The following is a 23,274-nucleotide window of genomic DNA, read 5'->3' on the forward strand; positions in this document are numbered from 1 at the left end:
ATCTCCTTAAATAATTTTGAAAGGATTTTGTTCGGCTAATATATCGACGATTTTTTGCTCATCTTCGTTAAAGTGGCCTACAAGATTTCTTTCGCCTGTATTTTTGATTTTCTTTTTAACAATTTCAAGCTCACCTTTGTAGTAGGATAGATTGTTGTTAATTATTAAGACATCGCCCTTTTCAAAATATTCTTTTTCAGATTTTCTTTGAGGAATGTCCTTATCTTTTCCAAAAGCCCTGCTTATGCTACTTCTAATAAAGTATTCTGAGGAGTCAATTCTATCAGCGTGAACAAAATCATAAAGGATTTTTCTTTCTACTTCCATTATATCACTTATTTCTTCTATTTTTAAGCTCGGAATGGAAAGGTCAACTTCGCTTAACTGCTTAAGTTCAGATTCGGAAGCAAAAGAGTTGCCGATAATTACATCCTTAATTCTCCTGTCAGCTAATAAATACCTAAGTTGGTAGACTATGTCCTTATGTCTATGGTCCTCCAGGGTGCAAAGACCCTTAAAAACAGGCCATGGACCAAAGGTATTGTCGTTGTTGCTTGAGATGAAAGCGTGAACGTCAAGAGCCATATCATAGTATTTTTGGGTGAAATAATCAAACCTTTCCTTGCTTAGGCCTGTGTATTCTTGGGGATAGAAGTTGTGGCAGGTAGACATTTGATTCCTATTTGCCCCTTTTTTGATTAACAAATCCAAAGCCATATCTGAACTTGCATTAAATTCCACAGTGATATTATAGGGGTTATTTGTGATCAAAATATTTTCCCTATCTGAAAGTGGCCAGTCAAGTCTGATTATATCAACACCCATTTTGGCAAAAGCAGAAATATCATCTGCTCTTGCACCAAGCTTGTTAAAGACGTCTATATTTGTATCAACAGCCACTTCAAAGCCTAGGTTATGGGCTTTATTGATAAAAGCGGTGAAGTTTTTAATAATATCTTCCTTACTTTCTTCTACTGAAAGAAGGCAGGTAAAGATTCTTGAAAAACCATACTTTGAGGCAAGTTTCATATAGGCTAGATCTTTTTCTAGGCTGGAGTGTTCAGGATAGATTGAAATACCTAGTTTACGCATTAGGCTTCTTCGCTTTCATTTGCGAGTTCTTCTTCTTGGATTAGGTTATTTTTATCAATTGCAACTACGAATGGATAGTAAATTAAGCAACCTAAAACAATTAGGAATAGTTGCAAAACAGCTCCTTGCCAATTGCTTGATAAGAACCCTGAAACTATAGGTGGTGTTGTCCAAGGCATGATTACACCATTTGGTATTGGCACTAGGCCTATATTCATTGTTACGTAACTTATTATGATGTTTATAGTTGGAACAAGTATAAATGGCACCATCAATAATGGGTTCAATACTATTGGCAAACCGTAGATAACTGGTTCGTTTATACCAAAGATAGCTGGTAGGATTGATAATTTTGATAGTTGCTTAAGTCTTTTTGATTTTGCAATCAAGACTGCAACTATTAATAAGGATAGGGTAGATCCTGCACCACCATAGGTAGCAAATAAGTTTTGGAATTGTACATTTATGATGTTTTCAGGTAATTGTCCTGCATTTACCTTTGCTAAGTTTTCTGCAGATAGGGCATATAGGATTGGCATAAACATTGAGTCTGTAATATTTGTGCCGTGGATACCCAAGAACCATAGGATGTGGGCAAATAGATATACTAAAATCATTGCTGTTAGGGTTCCACCGATGTGTTGGAGTGGAAGTTGTAGGACGCTGTATACAAAGTTAAAAGCGTTGTCCCATGGAGTTAGGGAAAATATAAATCTGATTAGGACAAAGGCTGTCATTACAAAGGCTGCTGGTAATAAAGCTGCGAATGATTGACCTACTGTTGGTGGAACACCTGCAGGCATCTTAATAACAAGACCCTTATCTATTATTATTTTATAAATTCTTACTGCTAAAAAGGCAGAAATTATACCGATAAATACACCCTTTGATCCAAGCCAATCAAAAGAAAGGCCATTTACTGTTAGGGCTTCTTCGCTTCCTTCAGGAGTGAATTCAAAAGAAAATGGCATTAATATAAACCATGCTACTAGAGAAACAATCCCACTAAATATTTGGTTGACTTTAAGTTTGCCGCCGTAGGCATAACCAATACCAATAACCACAAATATTGACATTATGGTAAAAGTTGCATTTGTAGCAGCTGAGAAATATGAAGCTATTGTATTGCCGTTTACTTCAGTGCTTCTTAATAAGTCCATCCATGATTGAATTGGGAAGTTTGAAATTAACATAAACATTGAGCCAATAATTAGTAAAGGCATTGCAAGGGCAAAGCCATCTCTGATTGATTGTAGATGGGCATTACCACTTATTTTTGCCGCCATTGGCATAAGTTTTTCTTCTAATTTGTCCATAAAACTTTGTTTTTTCATTTTATTACCTCTTATTTTCTAAGTTTTCTATTCTGGCATAAGACTCCATAAGTTCTGTTGCCAAGATATAAATTGTTTCACATGCCATCATCTGATCTTCAGCATGCATTAGCAAGATATTTTGCATGGGCTTTTCTATTTTAAAGTCCTTGGTAAACATCTGCTGGTGAATTTTGTGGCACTGGGCAAAGCTCTCCTTGCCTTCTTTTAATAAGTCTAGGGCCTTGTCTTTATTTCCAGCCCTTCTTGCGGCCATTGCTTCAACATAGGCTGACTTGGTCACGCCAGCAAAGGTTATTAGTTGCATGCATACTTCTTCTAAATCGCCTAATTCCATGGATACCTCCTTTCTTTTTATATTAGTTTTAAGATGATTTTCTTAAAATCCTTAAAATTACCGACTTTAGTCAAATTTTCGATTGATGAATCATCTTTTAAAAGCTTGGTAAAGATTCTAATGATTTTTTCAAAATCAGAATCTTTTTTCTTAGCTGGGGATATATAAAAAATCAATCTCACCTTATCTGAGTCTCTTCCCCAATTTATATCTTTTCTTGAAATTACGGCAAAGACTTCAGCTTCTGTTTTTACTGGGCTTATAGGATGGGGGATAGCAATCAAATCCTTGAAAACAATGGAAGAAAAATTCTCCCTAATTATTGTTTTTTCTTCAAAAAGTTTTTTGCTGTCTTCATCTTCTGCCAAGGTTTCATAAATTACTTCTAATATGTCTTTTTTATCAGTATAAGTTTCGTTTATAAGAAAGTTTTTTTCTGTAAAATATTTTTCAAATAAGTCAATATTATTAAAATCAGGGACATTTTCTTCGAATTTGTTTGTTCTATAAGATTTTCTAAGGCCTTCTATTTCTTTATCTATTAGGGCGCAGTCCTCATCATCAAGGAAGACACTGACCTTTATAGATGGAACGGCAATTACCAAACCATTTAAATCTACACTAGATATAATCAAATCTATATCTTCAATATTTTTTGGAGTTATTTCATAGTATCCAACTACATTTTTAATATTGATTGTATTGCCGTACTCGTTTTGTATTCTATTTTTGAGCATAAGCCCTGTGCTATAGCCTGAAGCACAAACAACAAGGACGTTTATCTTCTTGTTGAATTTATTTCTCTCAATGGCTGACAGGATATAAATTACTAGGTAAGACCACTCGTCATCACTTATCTCTACATTATCAAATATCAAAAATTTTCTAAAACTTTTTATAACTAAGTCAAAATAATCTTTATATTGACTTTTTATCTTAGCTGTCAAAGGGTTTGATACGAAAAGACCTGATTCAATCCTGTTTTTTAGAGATTTTAGATGCTCAATGAAATTATTCATAAATAAATTATCTTCTAATAAATTAACATCTAACTTCTTGGATAAGTACCTTAACATATCTATGACTTGGTTATAGGCTTCAAAAGATTCATAACTTTTCTCATAAGATGGTTTGGTTTTTGATAAAAGTTGTAAATATATATAGGTTTTTTCTTCAATTGGTAAGTTAAGATCAAAACTTTTTGAAATTCTATTTATAATTGCCTTTGCAAAGCCATCAAAATACTCATCTTTATCCCTATTTATGTTCTTAACTGGTTTATCTACTAGGAAGTTTTTGTTTACTCTTTCAAGAACTAGGGCGAAGTGAATGACCAAGTTTTGTATGATATAGTCGTTGACTGATATGTTGTACTCTCTAATGCAATCTAGAAGAATTATTAGGAGTTGAGAAATGGTGGACCTATCAAAAAGGTCAAGCCTATCTAATTCGTTTATGAAGGAATTAGCATATATATTTGAAAAGAAATAATCAAGGATAAAGTGTCTTTTATCTATTTCTTTACCAACAATTTCTAGGTAGGATTTATCGGTTTTAACTATATCAAGCTTGTATTCATTTAGCTTGTTTTTTAAATTATAAATATCTCTTTGCAAGGTTGATTCGCTAATAAAAAGTATATCAACAAAGTCCTCAAAGCTTAGATTTTTGTTTTCTAATAGAAGATCTTCGAGTATATATTTTTCCCTACCCTTTTTATCGTAAGCCTGGTCTATGCTTGACATATTGGCTCTAGACTTATAAATATAGTCTATATACTTGTCCTGATCATTTATTTTAAGCTTAAAGCCACAGCCTTTTTTCGCAACAATTTCAAAAATATCCTTAGGAACATTTTCTGAAATGTAGTTTATATTGGTCCTTATAGTCCTTTCAGAAAAACCAACATTATCACCTATTTCTGTACTTGTGCAGTATTGGTCTTTATTTTTATATAGATATTTTATAATTCTTATTTCTCTATCAGATAACATACTTCTCCTCACTACCATTATACTAGAAAACGTATTCAAACAAATTTCTATTTTTTCCGTTATACAAGCGGCAATCCTGATTATTAGTAACCTATATTATAAAGGATTTGTTTAAAAAATAAAAATTAAAGTTATTTGAAAAACTCTTGCATATTTAGCTTATTTCGGTATTTTACTTATAAGAATGATATAAGGAGAGATTTATGACTGATATTAATAATCCAAAAGAAGAATTAACCAATGCTGGCCTTAGGGTTGTGGCTTTTTCGGGCAATGCTAGGAGCAATTTCCTTGAAGCCCTTGACCTTGCTAAGGCTGGAAAGTTTGAGGAAGCAGACCAATATATAGGAATGGGCGTTGAAAACTTGGACCTTGCAAGTCTTGCCCAAAAAGATTTCCTAGCCAATGAGGCAGAAGGAAGCCGCGAGGGCCTTGACTTTTTGGCCATCCACGCCCAAGACCACTACATGACCACCCTTTTACTTAGGGATTTAATAAACAATTTGATTGATATTTACAAAAAATAAGTATGCAAAAAGCCCAGAGTCCAACAGGATCCTGAGCTTTTTTACTTTACCTTCAATTTTCAACAGCTTTTGATTTTTAAAAGCCTTTAGCCTTTGGCTTTTGAAAATTTTTCTAATTTATTATTTTTTTCTTCTAATAACCTTAGAAATTTCTCCAAATACTAGAGGAATCAATGCGAGTATTAGAACTGGGATCCATTCCCAAGTTAGGGATACGACTTCAAAGAGTTCTGTCAATACTGGGACATACATCACAACTAAGAGTAGAGCAAAGGATAGGAGCACTGCCTTGATTAGGTGTGGGTTTGAGGCAAAACCTAATTCCTTTAGGGTGAACTTTGTAGACCTTACAGAGAAGGCTCTAAGAAGTTCTGATGTGATTAAGGTTGCAAATACCATTGTGTGGGCACCTTCGATTGAGTCAGGGAAGATCCATTTTAAGCCAACTATATAAGCTCCAAGGACTGCAAGGGTTATAAAGATTGATTGGCTAATTAGGTTGGTCCTGATATCGCCAGAGATGATTGATTCTCTTGGGTCTCTTGGTGGTTCTTCCATAAGGCCTGGCTCTGCTGGTTCAACACCCAAAGCAAGGGCTGGGAAGGCGTCTGTGACTAGGTTTAACCACAATAACTGGATTGGGGTTAATGGGCTTGGTAGGCCTAATAAGATTGATAGGAAAACTATCAAAACTTCTGCGATGTTACAAGATAGGAGGAAGGATACAAATTTTTTGATATTTGAAAAGATTACTCTTCCTTCTTCAACTGCATTTACAATGGTTGCGAAGTTATCGTCGACAAGAATCATATCTGATGCATCCTTGGCAACGTCTGTTCCTGTAATACCCATAGACACACCTATGTCGGCGTTTTTAATAGCTGGAGCATCATTTACCCCATCACCTGTCATGGCTACGACATTGTCATTTGCTTCTAGGGCCTTAACAAGTTGAACCTTGTTTTCTGGGGAAACTCTAGCAAAAATCCTCTTAGTTTTGACAATTTCTCTGATTTCCTCGTGGGTCTTATCGTTTAATTCAGATCCCTGCATAGCTTGGTCACGGCTTGATGCGATTCCAAGGTCCTTGGCAATGGCAAGGGCCGTTTCAAAATAATCGCCTGTAATCATTATTACATCAATACCTGATGCATGACATTCGGCAACAGCTGCCCTGGCTTCTGGCCTAGCTGGGTCAATCATTCCTGTGAGCCCTACAAAAATCATATCTTTTTCGATATTTTCTGTTGTAAGGTCTTGGTCAAGAGTTTCTAGTGGCCTAAAAGCGTAAGCCATTACTCTTAGGGCCTGGCTTGCTAGGTCATTATTCTTATCGGCAAGTTTCTTACGATAATCATCTGTGAAATCTTCCATTTGACCATTGATTAAAATCTTTGAAGAATGGCCCATAACAACATCTGGTGCACCCTTGGTCATGGCGTAGTATTTGCCATCAAGCTCGTGGAAGGTTGTCATCATCTTCCTTGTAGAATCAAATGGGATTTCCTGGAGCCTTGGGTGTTTGTCGTTAAGAGTCTCTTGGTTGATGTTCCATTTTTCGGCGAAAGTTAGCATGGCACCTTCAGTAGGGTCACCTGTAATCTTGTATTCTTCGCCTTCGCGGATGAGATTTGCGTCATTACATAGACTTGCAATAGTCATAAGAAGTTTGATTTGATCGTCAGAATCAATTACTTCTTTGTTTTGGTTTCTTATATCACCATCTGGTTTATAGCCTGAACCTTCGACTTCGTATTCTTGGTCGTTGGTGAAAATTTTTGTGATAGTCATCTCATTTTGGGTAAGAGTTCCGGTCTTATCTGAGCAGATAACTGTGGTTGAGCCCAAAGTTTCTACAGATAAGAGGTTTTTAACTATGGCCTTTCTGTCTGCCATCCTGTTCATACCGATTGATAAGACAATGGTTACAACGGCTGTAAGGCCCTCTGGTATAGCTGCAACAGCAAGAGATACCGCCACCATAAAGGTCTCAAGAAGGTCATCCCCTGTCCTGTAATAACCTAGGGCAAAAACTGCTATACAAACTACAACTACAAGGACAGCTAAAAGTTTTGAAAGCTTTTTAAGCTGCTTTTGGAGAGGAGTTTCCTTATCCTCAACCTCATCAAGGCTTGTTGCGATTTTACCGATTTCTGTATCTTCACCAGTAGTTGCCACAAGGCCAATGCCGTGGCCATAAGTCACGATTGATGATGAGTGAACGTAATTTTCCCTATCGCCAATACCTACATCTTCATTTGTTTCAAAATCTGCATGTTTTTCTACCGCCACAGATTCACCTGTAAGAGATGATTCGTCAATCTTTAGGTTTGATGATTCGATAAGCCTCATGTCAGCTGGGATAATATCCCCAGTTTCTAATACAACTATATCTCCTGGCACCAAATCCTCTGCCTTTACATGTCCTCTTTGTCCATCACGGATGACAGTAGCTTCAGGCGAGCTCATTTTTTGTAAAGCCGCAACAGAGTCTTCTGCCTTTCCTTCTTGGATAATAGACATAATGGCGTTAATAACAACAATTGCGATAATAATTACACACTCAACCACATCACCAGTGAAAGCTGATACAATAGCAGCAACTATCAAAAGAATAACCATTGGATCGGCTAATTGTTCGATAATTTTGCTGATTAGGCTCTTTTTATTTGATGACTCAATAGCATTTGGGCCATATTTTTCAAGCCTAGCTGCCGCTTCAGATGAGGTAAGTCCACGTTTGGCGTCTGTGCCGTGTTTTTTGATTACTTCATTAAGACTGCCTTTATAGTCCATAATTCCTCCTTAAAAATTTTGCAAAATATAAAAAAAGCGGGGCTTAGTGAGTGATACTCATTAGCTCCGTCTCGCCACCTTCTAGGGTTTATTTAACCGGGTAAAAACCGTTCTGACGATTAAATAATTGGGCTACTCCCTTTTGCTAGTAATATTATATAGCAAATAAAAGCAAAATCAATCAAAAAGGTCTTTACTTGGTATCTTTAAGATCAAATTTCTTTCTCAAAACTAACTTAGAAATGCCAAATAATAACAAAAAGAAAATTAAGAGGGAAATGATAATTATAATAGAAAGAATCTCCCTAGAAATCTCAAGATAAATCAAAATCGGAATAAGGATCCCATAAAACAAAATCCCAAGCCCAATAGAAAGACACCCCGCAAACTTATTGCCAAAAATCCAAGTCTCGCGAGAAAAACAAGCCTCCCAAACATGAAAACCAACATGCATGTCAGGATGATCTGTGTGGAAAAATATAAAAAATATTCCTATATAAATTGAAAAAATAAGAAGCATCAAATCGCCAACAATAACAGGACCCAAAACACTCTCTCCTTTTTATCCTTGATAAATTAAATTAGGGAAATTTTCCCTAATACCCTTTTTATTTAATATACTATTTTTTGGGGTTTTATCCGAGAATAAAAATATCTTTTTGTTAATCCGAGATTAACTGTATCTTATAAAAATTCTAGGTCATTTACATGACCTCTCCGTTCATAGGGGGAACCCAAGGGGGGCAGCAGATGCCCCCTCACTGGTTTCCCCTAAGACCCCCTTACGCTACACCCCCGACTGCTCCTAAAGCGGAGTGCGAAAATAGAAGCTTGCTAATCGCAAGCTTTTTTATATAGAGAGAATTACCTTGTATAAGATTACGTATATCCCCGCTGATTTCTAATATTCGAGCCCCTAAAAACTGATAACTCGGCTACGCCTCAAACAATCAGTTTTCTTAACGGGGCTTTCTATTAGAAATCTTTGCTCGATAAAAGGTAGAATTAGTTTCGAAGTTCCAGAATTTGCTGGGCTCGTTTGGCTTTCGCCAAACATTGCTAGATGGGTTTATTTATTCTTATACGAAGAGTTAAAAAAACTTATGACCTAGAATTTTTGTAAATGAAGTCGGCGTATAAAAATTTGATTGTTTGAGGCTTTAGCCGAGTTATCAAATTTTAGCCGACTGAATGTCAAAAAAGTTAGAAGATAGTACAACTTAAACAAGGGATCCCCCATATCAACAAGTTTGCCACAGGCAAACTCCTTTTTCCCCGCGAGGGGTCGCCCGGAGGGGGTAACGGAAGGGGTTTAAGGGGACCCGATGGGGGAACGTGCGAAACGTTCCCCTGGGGGCCCCTTTTTACGGAGATTCAACTGTAAGTAGAATAATTATTTAAAAAATAAAATTCCGAAGAAACACAGTAAATAGAATTATTATATTTAAAGATAAATACATAATAAGAAGAATATATCTTAATGTGAAGTTTATTGTAAAATTCCTGGCAAAAAGAGTATTATATTTGAAGAGAGGTTTTATGAAGATTTTAATTACAAGCGATTGGTACTATCCTGTTGTTAATGGGGTGGTGCGTTCGGTTATGAATTTAATAGAATATCTAGAGGATGAGGGCCACGATGTTAGGGTTCTTACCCTTTCTAATACTACAAAGTCATACAGGGATGGCAAGGTTTATTATGTTGGATCTCTTTCTGCAGCTAAGATTTATCCACAAGCGAGGATTTCAAATCTTCTTGCTAAGAGTCACCAAAAGGAGATTAAGGCTTGGGCGCCGGATGTCATTCATTCCCAGTGCGAGTTTTCTACCTTTATGATGGCAAGAAAGTTAGCGAGCGATTTGGAAATTCCACTTGTCCACACCTACCACACTGTTTATGAAGACTACACCCATTATTTTATCCCATCCAAACAAGCTGGAAAAAAGATAGTATCTGTTGCAAGTAAGACCCTAGCTAGTTTTTGCGATAGGATTATTGTGCCGACTGCAAAGACTGAGAGGCTTTTGATAGACTACGGAATCGATCCTTATATGCTCGATATTATCCCAACTGGCATCCATATTCCAGAAATGTCCGACAAGGCTCTTTTGAGAAAATCTTTGGGCATGGCCGAGGATGAAAAAGTTTTGCTCTATCTTGGCAGGCTTGGGGCTGAGAAAAATATCCAGGAAATCATGGCCTATTACGACAGGCTAGAAGATGATGATATAAAGCTTTACATAGTTGGTGGTGGACCTTATCTTGATACCTTAAAGGAAGATGCCGCCGCCATTAATAAAGAAGTCATTTTTACAGGCATGGTTGAGTCAAATTCTGTAAACCGCTACTACCAGGCGGCAGATATTTTTGTCACAGCTTCCACATCAGAAACCCAGGGGCTTACCTATTATGAAGCCCTAGCCAATGGGACAATCGCCCTTTGTAGGGACGATGCGGTCCTTGATGGGGTAATCAAAAATGGCTTTAATGGCTTTAAATACAGAAATTTTGAAGAATTTGAAAAGTTTGTAAATAGGGTATTTACAGATGACGAATACAAAGAATTGCTAGAAATAAATGCCAGAGAATATGCCGAGGAAAATTTCTCTGTGGATGGTTTTGGTTCTAAGTGTATAGACTCATACGAAAAAGCTATAAAGGAATATGACCATGAAAGTCTTAATATATTCAAAAGACTATGACACTGTGAAGGAATCAGGCGTGGGGAAGGCTATCGATCACCAAATCAAGGCCCTTAGACTTGTTGGTTGTGATTTTACCTTGGATGAGAAGGATGATTTTGACCTAGTTCACATCAACACCATCCTTCCTGGATCAGTTCGATTTGCTTCAAAGGCAAAGAAAATGGGTAAAAAAGTCATCTATCACGGTCATTCCACCATGGAAGATTTCAAAAATTCCTTTATATTTTCCAATCAAATAGCACCGCTTTTTAAAAAATGGCTGGTTTATGCCTACAGAAAGGGAGACCTGGTCCTAACACCTACAGATTATTCGAAAAAAATCTTAGAGACCTATGGCCTAAATCGTCCAATAGAAGTGGTTTCAAATGGGATTGACCTTGACTTTTGGCGAAAAAAATCAAATGACAGGGAGAATTTTTACAAAAAATATGGCCTAGATTCAGAAAAAAAGTCAATAATTTCTGTTGGCCTACCAATAAAAAGAAAGGGCATTGACGATTTTCTAAGGCTTGCAAAAAGGCTTCCCCAATATGAATTTATCTGGTTTGGTAAGCTAGACAGGGCCCTTATGAGCCCTGAAATCAAAAAGGAAATGGAAGATGTGCCTGCGAATTTCCACACACCTGGCTATGTAAATAGCGATGAATTAAGACAAGCCTACGCTGGATCTGACCTCTACGCTTTTTTGACCCACGAAGAAACCGAAGGCATAGTTCTTCTTGAGGCCCTGGCCACTAGGACCCAAATCCTAATTCGAGATATAGAAATTTTCCAAGATGGCTTTGTCGATGGGGAAAATATCTACAAGGGCAAAAGTCTCGACGATTTCCAAAGTAAAATCAAGGGGATTTTGGAAGGGACTTTGCCAGACCTATCGGAAATTGCCTACAAAAAAGCTGAAGAAAAGTCGATTGAAAAAACTGGAGCTAGACTCCTTGAGCTTTATGAAAGGACAATGAAAAATGAGATCAGTAATTAAATTAATTGGACTTCTTGCTCTCTTTATCTTTCCACCACTCTTTGTAAATTATTTTTTAATTAGTTTTGATATTTACGGCAATTTTGCCATGGTCATTTCTCAATTTGGGGTAATCGGCATAAGTCTTGCCATAATTCTTATCTACATAAAGGGGAAAAAGCTTTACGAAGCCAAAACACTCATGTTAATTGACCAGGCGGGGGATATAGAAGATTTAAAAGCCTTAAGAGAAAAGAGAATATCCTATGATTCAAAGGCTGCCATCACCAAGGCGATTTTGTTAAAAGAATTTTCCGAAGAAGAGGCGGCGAAGCTTAAAAAATACACAACAAATGTGGCGGATATGGACCATTATTATTCAGGCTTTATCAAAAATACCGACCCAAGCCTTCGTGAAGAATACAAGATAAGACGTGATAATTTCAACAAGAAATACAAGCACAAGAGATGGGTCTACCTAGATTTTAAGGAAAATGTAAAGATGAGCCTTAAGTGGGCGGGCGGATTTTTTATCCTTCTTGGCCTTATTGGCTTTATTCAAAAATACAATACAAATAAGGACCTATATGTAATTTTATATATGGTTCAAATGGTTTTGGGGACAGGTTTTTTGATAAATACCATAATTTGGCTATCAAGGACCCTCAAATCCTACTGGGACAGAGATTTTTTATAAGATCAGCATCGCTGGTCTTTTTCTTTGCTTATATTAAAAGTGAACTTCATATATTAAAAAAATTAAAATAAAAACTTAAAATATTAAATATCGACTTTACAAAAATCAAAAAGCCTAGTATAATTTAGAAAAAAGGGAGGTTCTTATGATAAATAAATGTCCAAATTGTGGTGACCAAATGGTTATCACCTCATATAGATGCAATTCTTGCTACACAGAAGTACACGGAGAGTTTGAAGTTGATGCTTTTTCAAGGCTAGATAAGGAAGATAAGGAATTCATTGAGCTATTCTTACAAAAAAGAGGATCAATCAAAGATGTTGGAGAAGAAATAGGCATTTCCTACCCAACAGTTAGAAACAGGATTGATAAAATTGTAAGCAAACTCGGTGGAAAAATTGACAAAAAATCTCACAGGCTAGACATTTTGAATATGCTAGATAATGGCGAAATTACAACAGAAAAGGCCAAGGAATTACTAGAGGAGATAAACAATGACTGAAGAAAAACAACTAATCCTAAACATGCTTAAGGAAGGTAAAATCACAGTCGAAGAGGCAAGTGACCTTCTAGGAGCAATCGGGGATAAAAAAACAAGAGAAACTGACTTTGCAGGCAAGGTCACATCCGCAGTTGATTCTATTTTGAAAAAGGCAACTGAGGCCATAGGGGCAATCGACCTTGACCAAGCCTTTGATATTAACAATTTTAACCTCAAAGGTGAAGTCAATACCCACAAGGATATAAGGGTAGATGATGAAATTGACGAGATAAATATTGACCTAGTTAATGGGGAAATTTATCTAGAAAAAGGGACAGATTCAGGAATCATTATTTCCGCTGATGTTTTTTCTAAAAAATCCAACCTAGAAGACTACATCGATGTTGAAATTAGGGACGGTGTCCTAGATATAGGAGAAAACGACGACTACAAAACCTTGGGCGCAAGCGTAAAACTAAGGGTCCAACTAGGCAAGGATTTCTATGAAAAATTAAATATCGACACTGTAAATGCTAGGGTGGAAATCGCAGATACAGATTTTGGAAGCTTAAATATCAACTCTGTAAACGGCAAGATTATGGTAATAAACTCCAAGGCAAAGATTGATATTGACAATGTAAATGGAAAAATCGACATCAAAAATATCGACGGATCTTTGAGCATAGAAAATGTTTCAGGTGCAATTTATCTTGCAGGAATCAAGGGAGATTTGGTAGAAGTCGACAATGTTTCTGGCAATATCAGGGTTGATGGTCTTGAAAGCGAGAGAATAAGTGCAGATTCAAGTTCTGGATCAATTAGGATTTACAATATCAAGGAAACCACAGATATAGACCTAGAAACTGTAAGTGGAATAATTGTGGTTGACACAGATGACTACGATGGCGAAATCAAGGCCTTTGTAGAAAGCCCAGCTATCAATGTGACAGAAAAATACCAAAATAAAATAAAAACCGACGAAGGATACGACCTATCAACCTCAACAGACGAGGCAAAACTAACAATAAAAGCCAAAACAGGCCACGGCAAAGTATCCCTAAGATAAAATAAGGTGGGCAAAGGCCCATCTTTTTTTGACCTAAAAAATGTGATATAATAAAGAAAAGAAGTGAAAGGAGCTTTTTATGAAAGAAGAAAACCAAAAGCAAAAATCCTTTAAAAAAAGAATCACATTTTACATCCTACAACTAACCCTAGCAGGCCTTTTTATCTACCAATCTCTAGAAAGAAATGTAGGCGGTCAAATAAAAAAATTCAGCCCATTATTATTCATCATAGGGGTCCTAATGATAATAATGGACGCCACATTTATATATATGGAATGGAAAAACCACAAAAGAACGTCTTTATAAAAGAGGTTCTTTTTTTATTTTCAGAAAATAATTTTTTCACTAGGTGAGTCTATTAATCCAGGAATATTATCTTTTTTTTCGTTAATCCGAGATTAACTGTATCTTAATAATAATCAAGGTCATTTACATGACCCCTCCGTTCAAAGGGGAGGCCCAAGGGACCTTCCGCAGGGTCCCTCACCCGCCTCCCCTTAAACCCCTCTCGGCTACACCCCCGAGCGGCTCCTTAAGCGGAGTGCGGATATAGAAGCTTGCTTTTCGCAAGCTTTTTTGTGTAGAGAGAATTACCCTGTATAAGATTATGTATCTTCCTAGAGATTTCTAATCGTCGGTCACCTAAAAATCGCAAACTCGGCTTCGCCTCAGACAAGCGATTTTCTTTACGGTGACCTTGATTAGAAATCTTTGCTTGATAAAAGGGAGAAATGGCATCTAAGTTCTAGATTTTGCCAGACTCGTGTGGCTTTCGCCAAACATTGCTAAATTAGTGTTTATTTTCAAACAAAGAAGTGAAAAATCCCAAGGTCGAGTATTTTGTAAATGAAGTCGGCGTATAAAAATTTGATTGTTTGAGGCTTTAGCCGAGTTATCAAATTTTAGCCGACTGAATGTCAAAAAAGTTTGGAGATCGTCCAACTAAAACAAGGGCTCCTCTTTATTAATAGTTTGCCGAAGGCAAACTCCTTATCCCCCGCGAGGGGCCGGCCGGAGGGGGTAGCCGAGTGGGGTCTGGGGAGGCAGGTTGGGGAACGTCCGGAACGTTCCCCTGGGCCTCCCCAGGTTCGAAGAGATATTGTTAGAATAGTTAGCATTATTAAATGATAAGTTAATCTCGGATTGACGAAAGAAATATAACTTATCTCGGATAAGAATAAAAGATAATTTATCTCGGATAAAAAAATTAATTTATCATGGATAAAAGCCCAAAAAATGATATATTAAAAGGTAAGAGTACAAGAGAAGAATTCTTTTGCTACATAAGGGAGTCTTAGGGGGATGCCCCCTAATTAGAAAAGTTTTATGGGATTTTTTTTATTTTTTACACTTGAGCTATTGCTTTTTCTTTGCTTTAGCCTTATAGATTTTAAAACTTCATACCAAAAAAATCTGGCGGCTTTTTCTATGTTTTTCTTGATGTTTATCTTTGCGGCTACGAGAGGGTCGGGGGATGCGGATTATTACAACTATTTGTGGTTTGCCAAGGATATTGGGACAGACTTTGCTAAGGTGATGAATTTTTCCTATCCGGTTGAGTTTTCCTTTAGGTTTGCCTCCTACCTTATAAATCTCATTGGCCTTTCTCGTCAGTGGGTGATTGTCCTTATGAATTTCTTATCAATTGGACCTGTGACCTATGTTGCAATTAAAAAATCGGTCAATCCATTTTTGTCGGCCATCATATTTTTACCGATTTTCTTGCAATTTGATATGCAAACATCAAGGACAGCCACAGCTATAGGCCTGGGACTTTTATCCATATATCTTGCGAGCAAAAAAAAGAGAATTAAAAGCTTTTTGGTCCTAATCTTAGCTATTAGCTTCCATAAGTCGGCCGTGGTTTTGATTCCATTTTTGATCTACCTAGAAATTGATCTTTCAAACCTAGTGAAATGTGTAATTGTCTTTGCGAGTTTGGTTGTTTCAGTTTTTTCAAAAGTAGTTTTTGCCATAGCCGCAAGTATTTTTTCAAAAATTGGTCTTGGCATACTTTCTAGAAAAATTATCACCTACACCTTTGAGGGGAAATTCGCCTACGGAATGAAACTTTTCGACCCGAGGATAATATTTTTCCTTCTCTTATTCATTGTTTCCATAATGTATCTAGATAAGAAAACTTTCCAGGGTGACAGGATGGATAAGGCGGCTGTCAAAGCCATGGTTTTTGGCCTTTGCGTCATGCTTGTTTTTAGGTCATCGACAGCCATTGCCTTTAGGTTTTCATCCTATTTTGCAATTTTGGAGATGTTTTATTTGCCAATGATGATCAAGAAATTAAAATACAAAGACAGCCTGGCGGCCTTTTTGCTAATCTTATCCATAGTGGTCTTTATCATACCTTATGCGATTTACATTAGCGTGGATGCCCCAGCTTACGATTTTTTCTTTACAAATCCAATGGCCATCGAGTCATTAAATTAAAAAGGAGTTTTTATGAGAAAAGTTACAACTTACCAATTAATCGACGGGATTAAGAGAAACCTTGCCCTTCTTATCGTCCCTGCCATCCTGCTTTTTGGCCTAGTTTTTGGCCTTGGCATGAAAAATGTGGGCGGAACTTACCAAGCTTCAGCCGTTTTAATTGCCACAGCTGATGAGGGCGAAGAAATTTCTTACAATAAATTAATCCTAAACGAAAAACTTGCCAATATTTATTCGGAAATTATAAAATCACCTGACCTTTACAAAAAGGTTGAGGCTGACCTAAAAAAGGGAGGTTCGACCCTTTCTTATAAGGAAATTATGGCCCATTCTGATTTTGAAGTAAATCCTCAAGCTGGTCTTATTAGCCTAACCTACAATGATTCTAACAAGGATAGGGCGGCTGATGCACTTAAGTCAACCTGCGAAAACTTTAGGCTAATGGCTAAAGACTACATGAATGCGGATAATTTAGATTATTTGCACGAGGTAATGGTAGATAAGGCTCCAAAGAAAAAGCTAATCATATTTTCTGTGGCGGCAGGAATTGCAGAGGCTATTTTAGGCCTTGCCATGGTTATAATTAAGACCCTACTTTCTGATTCTATAGCCGATGAGGACGATTTGAGGGACCTTGATTATGATGTACTAGGCTCAAGTGATGAGATTTTGAAGATAAAATCAAAAATTGACCACAGGCTCCAAAATGGGGTTATTGGTCTTACAAGTCTTGGAAAAGTTGATTCCTTTGATTTTGCCAAAGCCTTGGCAGAAAGTCTAGCACCTGCCAATGGGGTTTTGTTTGTAGATAGTAAAAATAAAGCAGACCTTGAAGGAAAGTACCTAAGCGAAGTTAATTCCTTTAAGGTTTTAAGAAAGGGCGCCATTGACTATTTGGCCCTTCCAGAAAAGGCTTCTGATATAATCCTCGATACCAACGAGTTTTTTGCAGAAATTGCCAATAGGGAATCTTCTTACAACTACATCCTAATTGATCAAAAATCCCTAAAAACAGCCGACCCATACCTGGGAGCAAGGCTTTGCGATATGGAAATAATCCTGGTTGACGGTAAGACAAGGAAATCTGCTCTAGATAAGGCGATTAGCGACCTCAGGGAACTTGGAATAGATTATTGTGGGGTGGTTTACCATAAATAAGTTTATAATTTTCTGCCTTTTAATAATCCTAGCAGGATGCGGCAATGAAGAAAAATACACCAAACAAGATATAGAAACAAGGCCAGGGACTGGGATGAAACTTAAAGATGAAATTGGCATCGGGCTTTCCTACAAAGTCATAAGAGATGCTGAAATCTACACCGACCCCGACGAAAAAACAGCCTTCGATACCTTGGAAAAAGGCTCAGTCGTTCAGGCCAGCCAGGAAGAAGAAAACGGCTTTGCCTATGTGACCTACCAGGGCCAGGGGTTTTACATTAAAGTTAATGACCTAGAAGGAATATAGGAAGCACCTAGAATTTAAGGTGCTTTTGTTCTGGTATTTTGATTTGAACTTTGTAGAAAAACCCAATTTTATAATAATATTTAATCTACAGCCTAATCTCTATGCCTTTCCTGCTTTGGCTTAGGTATGATTGGAGAAGAAGTCTGAAATTAATTATAAATATATTATAAATACTGATTCGCAAAATTTACAATTTTTATTATAGAAAGATTTAAACAAAATAATCAGAGGAGGAAAAGATATGACAAAGAAAAATTTAATATCAATACCAATCAAATTTTCCCTTGCCTTATTAGTGGGTACGGTTTTTATTTTAAGCACCTTTATCCAAGAATCTTTTGCTAAAGAGGCTAAAAATGAGGTTTCAGGGCGAATTTATAACTTTGACAAGGATAGTCATTATGAATTTTCTGAGACTAAAGAATTTTCACCGACTGATAAGACTAATACCTATGGAAGTTTTTTTCTTAGCGGAAAGATTGCTGATGTGACTACAAAAGACGGGATTCCTGCCTATGAAGTCAATGACGGCAATTTGGAGTTTTTCTATAATTATGGGGATGAGCTTTTAAATGCAGAAGAAGATTCTTGGCATTTAACAAATGACAAAGGCAAAAAAATTGACGACCTTAAGTTGGATGAGAAAATCCTCAAAGGCGCTATCATCCTTCAAACTTCGACAGATGGCCTAAATTGGGTCAATGTGGCAATTATGACTGATGCTTTTTCCCAAACCCCAATCAGAACAAAACCCCTTTATGAAAGTAAGGACCTAGAGTTAATAAATGGCTGCTATTACAGATTGATCGTGGCCTATGAACTTAGGATAAAAACCGAAGATAGGAAGTTTCTTTTTATAAATAGGGACAAGTACGATTATAAAAAGATTGCAGAAATTTATAAATTTTACGCCTATACTGACAATAAGAGTGGCGAAGCTAACTCATCAAAGGAAACTTACAAGCTTGGCTCCAAAGTCCGAGTGGCTGATTTTGACACATATTCTGGCGAGAAAGCCATTGGCAAGGATGATCCCCACTATGGTTGGGATTTGGGATCTTTCTTTGTAAGCGGATATACAGATAAGATAAAAAACCCTGATGGTAATATGGTTTTTCTAAAAAATTTGGGTGATAAGGTCACACTTAGCTTTCATTTGAACCAGGACATCAATAAGCTAAATGGAAAAGACAAGCTTTCCATTACGGCGGACAGGGAAGGAAGCGACCAGTATTTTGAAACTCCTACTATGGATTTTGGCCGCGGGACTCTCATTATCCGCCATACAGACTATAAAAATGAAAAGTCAGAGCCTACGATTTATACAAATTATCTGGAATCAAACACATCTTTAGGTGCGGATACCATAGTCAAACTTTTTGAAGAAGGCGACTATGAAGTGGCCCTCGACTACCAGGTCACAAATAATCAGTTGATTGATAAAACTGCTCATTACAGGATTTTCTTCAAATTTTCCGTCAGAAATGGAAACTGCATGGTATATCCCTTTGATCTAGTGACTGGAAGCGAGCTTGCCAATACTTCTATAACGGAAAATGGTTTTTATTTAGACTTGGCCAAGTCACGCTATTTGAAAATAAATCTCAAAAGAGAGACCCTGGCAGAAGGGGCTGATGGTTTGGTGGAAGATACACGTTTTAACGGACCAGCAAGAGACGGTGCTAAATACACTGATGAGGGGATTTACACTATTACAGTTAGCAATGAATACACAGGCCAGTCTACGGTTAAGAAGCTTTATGTGGGAAATAATAATGTGATGAAAGCCCACATGACAACGGGTCTTGGAATTGCTGAAATAAACAAGCTGGTAGATCAGGGAGCGAGCATTTCTGATGATGGGAATATTCAAATGGCAAATGTGGAACAAACTGTATCGGAAACTGAGGAGACAAAACAAACTGGGACTGAAGTTGAAAATTATGATGAAAAAGCAAAAGAAGGCGAAGAAGAAGGGAAAAGAGCCTTATTAAAGCCTGTCCTTATAGGTCTTGGCCTTTGTCTTATTATCCTAATTTCGGTTTTTGTATTTAAAAAAAGAAGGAAAAAACTAATTGATAAGAAAAAAGACCAAGGAGAAAGACAATGAAAAGAATAATTGCCCTTATCCTTGCCCTCTCAATGGTTTTTACAGGATGCACGCAAAGTAAGATACAAAATAAACCAACAAAACCAAGTAAAAATCAAATAAGTGATGAAAGCTCTAAGCCAGTAGTATTGAAGGAAAACAAGGTTAAATATAAATCCTTAAGCGATAAGGGACTCTTAGTTGACGTTGAAGACCTCGTTTATAAGGAAACTATAGATGCCATTAATAGCGAAGATTATGTCGTAGAAAATGTTAGTGCCGTCTATATTTCTAAAGAATACCTAGAAGAAGTCGCCTTTAATTCTAAGTCAAATGTCTATTTTGGATATAGTCTAGCTGAATTAAATGAAGTATTTAAGGGAGATTCTTACATTTTCACCTTAGGAGATGATGGAAAGACTGCTGTTAAAAAACTTCAATCTATAGATGATAAGGCAACTGAAACCATGATTAGAAATGTTGCCATAGGAACAGGGGTCATCCTTGTATGTGTTACAGTTTCTGCTGTATCAGCTGGCCCGGCACCAGCTCTTAGCATGATCTTTGCGGCATCAGCAAAATCTGCCTCAAAATTTGCTGCATCCTCTGCAGCCTTTGGAGGAATTTCAAGAGGCTTAGTAAAGGGGATTGAAACTGGGGATTTTGGAGAAATAAAAGAAGCGGCTGCCATGGGTGCAAGCGAAGGTTTCAAATGGGGGGCAATAGGCGGTGCTGTGACAGGTGGCGCTAAGGAAGCCTTCAGTTCTATGTCAATAACCAATAGTAAACTAAAGAAGGGTGACGTTGCACGTATTCAGATGGGAAACAAGTGGTCAATGGATGTTATTAAAGATATTCAAGATCTTGACCAGTATAAGGTTATTAAAGGTATGAAAGAAATTAAGATAAATGGTAGAAGTGTCCTTGTTCCGAAGAATATTGACCTTAATTTTAAAATTAAGTTGCCTGATGGAACTATAGTTACTAATCTAGACCGTATAAATAAGAACCTTTCTCCTATAGAAGCAGCGACTGGATTTCCTTATGAGCTCCACCACATGGGTCAAAAAGCTAATGGGACCCTAGTAATGCTTACCAGAGACCAACACCGCGGTAATTATTCAATTTTACACACATCTAACAAAGCATCTGAAATTGATAGGCTTGATTTTGCTAAGGTCAGAAATGAGATTTGGAAAGGTTATGTTAAGCGGAAATTAGAAAATGAGGGTATTTAAGCATGGAGGATATTATTAAAACTTTAAAAGATGCCCCAGACTTTATAGGTGGGACTGGTAGGACAGAGGCAGAAATAGAAAGTGCTGAAAAAGAGCTTGGTATTAACTTTGCATCTGATTACAAAACCTATCTTAAGGAAATCGGCCTTGCTTGTTTTGACGGGCACGAATTAACAGGGATTTGCGAAGATCTCCGCCTAGATGTTGTCCATGTGACAAAAGACCAGTGGGAAAATAATCCTGAAGCTAAAAATTACTATGTAATAGAAGAAGCTAATATTGATGGAATAGTAATTTGGCAAGATTTTTCAGGAAAGATTTATATGACTGAAGGAAACTTAGAACTAAAGCTTATAGCAGATTCTTTGATAGACTATATTAAAAAATATAGTTGAAATATTTACAACTAAGAACTTGAAAAACAAAATATTCCCAAAACAAAAAGCCCGCTGGGGGCTTTTTTAGTACCATAAATAGTGTAAGAAAGAAAGTAATTTCTATCTTGCACTATTTTTGTATAATGAAGAAGTAGTATGACGTGGGGCTTTTAGGGTTAAAATATCCGCCAAGCAAACTGTAATCTACCTCTTCATTATTCATATTCGGTTAAGCAGGTTGGTCAAAACGTCCGTGTCACGAGCTAAAATGAGTGTAATGGTGCAGGTAGGAACTACAAATCAAAAGAAAGAGGGTAAAAAATGATATCTATAGGAATAGATATAGCAAAAGAAAAGTTTACAGCCTGTGCATTAGAACAAGGTAGCAAAATCATATGGAAGCCTTTTGATATTCATCTTAACAAAACAAAAGTAGAAGAATTTTTACAGAAACTAGATTCATTAAACGAAGAAGTCAAGATAATCATGGAAGCAACAGGGAGATACCATCTTCCAATCCTCTATGAATTAAAAGACAAAGGATACTTTGTAACTGTAATAAATCCCTTAAAAATGAAACAGTTTTGTCGAGTACTCAACTTTAGAAAATCAAAAAATGATAATATAGATGCCATACAAATAGCCGAATATGGCTTGATGTACTGGAAAGAATTACAAGAATACAAAGTAGATTCAGAAAGTTTCAGAGTCCTAAAAGAATTAAACAGATCCTATCAACACTATATGGACTTAAGAATCAATCAAATGAATTTCATAGATCAAACAATAAATCAAACATTTCCAGGAATAAAAAAACTAATTCCACATGGATCTAATGATTTTTCAAAAGACAAACTATTAGATTTCTTAGAAATATGGTGGCATAAAAACCTAGTATTAGAAAAAACAGAAGAAAAATTCATAGAAGATTTTAAAAACTGGGCAAAAGAAAAGAGATACCATCCTAATGCTGATAAAGCTAAATCCATATACAAGCTCGCAGAGGAAAGTATCTCAACTCACCCTTCTAGTAGCTCATATATAAAGACTAGCATACAAGAAGGAATAGAATTGATCAAACATATAAATCAAATTCTACATACTATTTTATCACAAATGATAGAAATTTCCGAGCCATTAGAAGAATATCAAGAAGCAAAGAAATTCTCAGGAATATCAGATAAATTAGCAGTACAAATCATAGCAGAATTTGGAGACTTATCAAAATTTAAAAACAAAAAAAGTTTGATATCCTTTGTAGGAATAGATTCACCTCCATATGAGTCAGGGAATTTTAAAGCAGACCAGAGAAAAATAACAAAAAGAGGCAATGCAATACTAAGAAAAGTAGGTTACCAAGCTATGAAATGTATGATGAGCGCTAAAGATCCTGAAAATGATATATATCAATATATGGTGAAAAAAGAAAAAGATGGGAAAGCAAAAAAAGTATGTAAATTTGCAGGACTAAATAAATTCTTAAGAATCTACTATGCAAAAGTTATGGCATTAAAACAAGAAAAGATGTTGTTAAAAGCAGCCTAGAATTAAAAATATAATAGTTAAAACAAGCCGATAGTAACCGGCTTATTTGCCATGCTCAAATTTAAATTCTAATTAACAAGGAGAAAAGCAAAATTAATTTTACTTTTCTCCTTGACTTTTGTTAGC

Annotated in this window: 20 protein-coding genes; 14 read left to right on the plus strand and 6 right to left on the minus strand. The window is 36.5% G+C overall.

What is annotated here, in order from left to right; all coding sequences use genetic code 11:
• Positions 1–6: 6 nt before the first annotated feature.
• Genes K8P03_RS04485 through K8P03_RS04500 form a run of 4 tightly spaced genes read right to left on the minus strand, consistent with a single transcriptional unit; the run spans position 7 to position 4,757 of the window.
• Positions 7–1,092, minus strand: a complete 1,086-nt coding sequence (locus tag K8P03_RS04485; protein ID WP_223418702.1) for a DUF871 domain-containing protein — start codon at positions 1,090–1,092, stop codon at positions 7–9.
• Complete coding sequence (locus K8P03_RS04490) at positions 1,092–2,426, minus strand: PTS sugar transporter subunit IIC (RefSeq protein ID WP_223418704.1); 1,335 nt, start codon at positions 2,424–2,426, stop codon at positions 1,092–1,094. Before K8P03_RS04490 ends, K8P03_RS04485 begins: the two co-directional genes overlap by 1 nt.
• Positions 2,427–2,430: 4 nt before the next feature.
• Positions 2,431–2,763 (minus strand): PTS lactose/cellobiose transporter subunit IIA, encoded by a 333-nt coding sequence (locus K8P03_RS04495; protein ID WP_223418707.1) that lies wholly within the window; start codon positions 2,761–2,763, stop codon positions 2,431–2,433.
• 17 nt (positions 2,764–2,780) lie between these two features.
• The gene (locus K8P03_RS04500; RefSeq protein WP_223418709.1) at positions 2,781–4,757 is read right to left on the minus strand and encodes a BglG family transcription antiterminator; all 1,977 of its coding nucleotides are present in this window, start codon (positions 4,755–4,757) and stop codon (positions 2,781–2,783) included.
• A gap of 203 nt (positions 4,758–4,960) precedes the next feature.
• On the opposite strand from K8P03_RS04500, the gene K8P03_RS04505 reads away from it, so the two are divergent.
• Entirely contained in the window at positions 4,961–5,284 is a 324-nt protein-coding gene (locus K8P03_RS04505) for a PTS lactose/cellobiose transporter subunit IIA (RefSeq protein WP_223418711.1), read from the plus strand.
• A 120-nt stretch (positions 5,285–5,404) separates the two neighbouring features.
• Here K8P03_RS04505 and K8P03_RS04510 read toward each other — a convergent pair whose 3' ends face one another.
• Both K8P03_RS04510 and K8P03_RS04515 read right to left on the minus strand, forming a co-directional pair.
• A complete protein-coding gene (locus K8P03_RS04510) occupies positions 5,405–8,080 on the minus strand; it encodes a cation-translocating P-type ATPase (RefSeq protein WP_223418713.1) in 2,676 nt (891 codons plus the stop codon).
• Positions 8,081–8,273: 193 nt separating this feature from the next.
• The gene (locus K8P03_RS04515; RefSeq protein ID WP_223418716.1) at positions 8,274–8,627 is read right to left on the minus strand and encodes a hypothetical protein; all 354 of its coding nucleotides are present in this window, start codon (positions 8,625–8,627) and stop codon (positions 8,274–8,276) included.
• Positions 8,628–9,619: 992 nt separating this feature from the next.
• Here K8P03_RS04515 and K8P03_RS04520 point away from each other — a divergent pair.
• The 13 genes from K8P03_RS04520 to K8P03_RS04580 all read left to right on the plus strand — a co-directional run bounded on the left by K8P03_RS04520 (position 9,620) and on the right by K8P03_RS04580 (position 23,148).
• On the plus strand, positions 9,620–10,783 hold the full coding sequence (locus K8P03_RS04520; protein WP_223418719.1) for a glycosyltransferase: 1,164 nt from the start codon (positions 9,620–9,622) through the stop codon (positions 10,781–10,783).
• Entirely contained in the window at positions 10,752–11,765 is a 1,014-nt protein-coding gene (locus tag K8P03_RS04525; RefSeq protein ID WP_223418721.1) for a glycosyltransferase, read from the plus strand. The genes K8P03_RS04520 and K8P03_RS04525 overlap by 32 nt, the downstream gene beginning before the upstream one ends.
• Positions 11,749–12,441 carry a hypothetical protein gene (locus K8P03_RS04530; protein WP_223418723.1) on the plus strand — a complete coding sequence of 231 codons (693 nt, stop codon included), beginning with the start codon at positions 11,749–11,751 and terminating at the stop codon, positions 12,439–12,441. Before K8P03_RS04525 ends, K8P03_RS04530 begins: the two co-directional genes overlap by 17 nt.
• Positions 12,442–12,586: 145 nt before the next feature.
• On the plus strand, positions 12,587–12,943 hold the full coding sequence (locus K8P03_RS04535) for a DUF2089 domain-containing protein (RefSeq protein ID WP_223418725.1): 357 nt from the start codon (positions 12,587–12,589) through the stop codon (positions 12,941–12,943).
• Positions 12,936–13,988: a DUF4097 family beta strand repeat-containing protein gene (locus K8P03_RS04540; protein ID WP_223418727.1), complete on the plus strand. Its 1,053-nt coding sequence runs from the start codon at positions 12,936–12,938 to the stop codon at positions 13,986–13,988. The genes K8P03_RS04535 and K8P03_RS04540 overlap by 8 nt, the downstream gene beginning before the upstream one ends.
• A gap of 79 nt (positions 13,989–14,067) precedes the next feature.
• A complete protein-coding gene (locus K8P03_RS04545; protein WP_223418729.1) occupies positions 14,068–14,295 on the plus strand; it encodes a hypothetical protein in 228 nt (75 codons plus the stop codon).
• Between the two features lie 1,020 nt (positions 14,296–15,315).
• On the plus strand, positions 15,316–16,434 hold the full coding sequence (locus tag K8P03_RS04550; protein WP_223418731.1) for an EpsG family protein: 1,119 nt from the start codon (positions 15,316–15,318) through the stop codon (positions 16,432–16,434).
• A 12-nt stretch (positions 16,435–16,446) separates the two neighbouring features.
• On the plus strand, positions 16,447–17,592 hold the full coding sequence (locus tag K8P03_RS04555; RefSeq protein ID WP_223418733.1) for a hypothetical protein: 1,146 nt from the start codon (positions 16,447–16,449) through the stop codon (positions 17,590–17,592).
• Positions 17,570–17,899, plus strand: a complete 330-nt coding sequence (locus K8P03_RS04560) for a hypothetical protein (RefSeq protein ID WP_223418735.1) — start codon at positions 17,570–17,572, stop codon at positions 17,897–17,899. The genes K8P03_RS04555 and K8P03_RS04560 overlap by 23 nt, the downstream gene beginning before the upstream one ends.
• Positions 17,900–18,140: 241 nt before the next feature.
• Positions 18,141–20,009 carry a hypothetical protein gene (locus tag K8P03_RS04565; protein WP_223418737.1) on the plus strand — a complete coding sequence of 623 codons (1,869 nt, stop codon included), beginning with the start codon at positions 18,141–18,143 and terminating at the stop codon, positions 20,007–20,009.
• A complete protein-coding gene (locus K8P03_RS04570) occupies positions 20,006–21,226 on the plus strand; it encodes an HNH/ENDO VII family nuclease (RefSeq protein WP_223418739.1) in 1,221 nt (406 codons plus the stop codon). Before K8P03_RS04565 ends, K8P03_RS04570 begins: the two co-directional genes overlap by 4 nt.
• Positions 21,227–21,228: 2 nt before the next feature.
• Positions 21,229–21,621: an SMI1/KNR4 family protein gene (locus tag K8P03_RS04575; RefSeq protein WP_223418741.1), complete on the plus strand. Its 393-nt coding sequence runs from the start codon at positions 21,229–21,231 to the stop codon at positions 21,619–21,621.
• A 303-nt stretch (positions 21,622–21,924) separates the two neighbouring features.
• The gene (locus K8P03_RS04580) at positions 21,925–23,148 is read left to right on the plus strand and encodes an IS110 family RNA-guided transposase (RefSeq protein WP_223418743.1); all 1,224 of its coding nucleotides are present in this window, start codon (positions 21,925–21,927) and stop codon (positions 23,146–23,148) included.
• Positions 23,149–23,274: the final 126 nt, after the last annotated feature.

The sequence above is a fragment of the Anaerococcus murdochii genome, from assembly GCF_019957155.1.
Lineage (GTDB): Bacteria > Bacillota > Clostridia > Tissierellales > Peptoniphilaceae > Anaerococcus > Anaerococcus murdochii.

Coding starts and splice junctions, on each gene's coding strand:
- K8P03_RS04485 (WP_223418702.1), bottom strand. CDS start 1,092: ATGCGTAAACTAGGTATTTCAATCTATCCTGAACACTCCAGCCTAGAA.
- K8P03_RS04490 (WP_223418704.1), bottom strand. CDS start 2,426: ATGAAAAAACAAAGTTTTATGGACAAATTAGAAGAAAAACTTATGCCA.
- K8P03_RS04495 (WP_223418707.1), bottom strand. CDS start 2,763: ATGGAATTAGGCGATTTAGAAGAAGTATGCATGCAACTAATAACCTTT.
- K8P03_RS04500 (WP_223418709.1), bottom strand. CDS start 4,757: ATGTTATCTGATAGAGAAATAAGAATTATAAAATATCTATATAAAAAT.
- K8P03_RS04505 (WP_223418711.1), top strand. CDS start 4,961: ATGACTGATATTAATAATCCAAAAGAAGAATTAACCAATGCTGGCCTT.
- K8P03_RS04510 (WP_223418713.1), bottom strand. CDS start 8,080: ATGGACTATAAAGGCAGTCTTAATGAAGTAATCAAAAAACACGGCACA.
- K8P03_RS04520 (WP_223418719.1), top strand. CDS start 9,620: ATGAAGATTTTAATTACAAGCGATTGGTACTATCCTGTTGTTAATGGG.
- K8P03_RS04525 (WP_223418721.1), top strand. CDS start 10,752: ATGAAAGTCTTAATATATTCAAAAGACTATGACACTGTGAAGGAATCA.
- K8P03_RS04530 (WP_223418723.1), top strand. CDS start 11,749: ATGAGATCAGTAATTAAATTAATTGGACTTCTTGCTCTCTTTATCTTT.
- K8P03_RS04535 (WP_223418725.1), top strand. CDS start 12,587: ATGATAAATAAATGTCCAAATTGTGGTGACCAAATGGTTATCACCTCA.
- K8P03_RS04540 (WP_223418727.1), top strand. CDS start 12,936: ATGACTGAAGAAAAACAACTAATCCTAAACATGCTTAAGGAAGGTAAA.
- K8P03_RS04545 (WP_223418729.1), top strand. CDS start 14,068: ATGAAAGAAGAAAACCAAAAGCAAAAATCCTTTAAAAAAAGAATCACA.
- K8P03_RS04550 (WP_223418731.1), top strand. CDS start 15,316: ATGGGATTTTTTTTATTTTTTACACTTGAGCTATTGCTTTTTCTTTGC.
- K8P03_RS04555 (WP_223418733.1), top strand. CDS start 16,447: ATGAGAAAAGTTACAACTTACCAATTAATCGACGGGATTAAGAGAAAC.
- K8P03_RS04565 (WP_223418737.1), top strand. CDS start 18,141: ATGACAAAGAAAAATTTAATATCAATACCAATCAAATTTTCCCTTGCC.
- K8P03_RS04570 (WP_223418739.1), top strand. CDS start 20,006: ATGAAAAGAATAATTGCCCTTATCCTTGCCCTCTCAATGGTTTTTACA.
- K8P03_RS04575 (WP_223418741.1), top strand. CDS start 21,229: ATGGAGGATATTATTAAAACTTTAAAAGATGCCCCAGACTTTATAGGT.
- K8P03_RS04580 (WP_223418743.1), top strand. CDS start 21,925: ATGATATCTATAGGAATAGATATAGCAAAAGAAAAGTTTACAGCCTGT.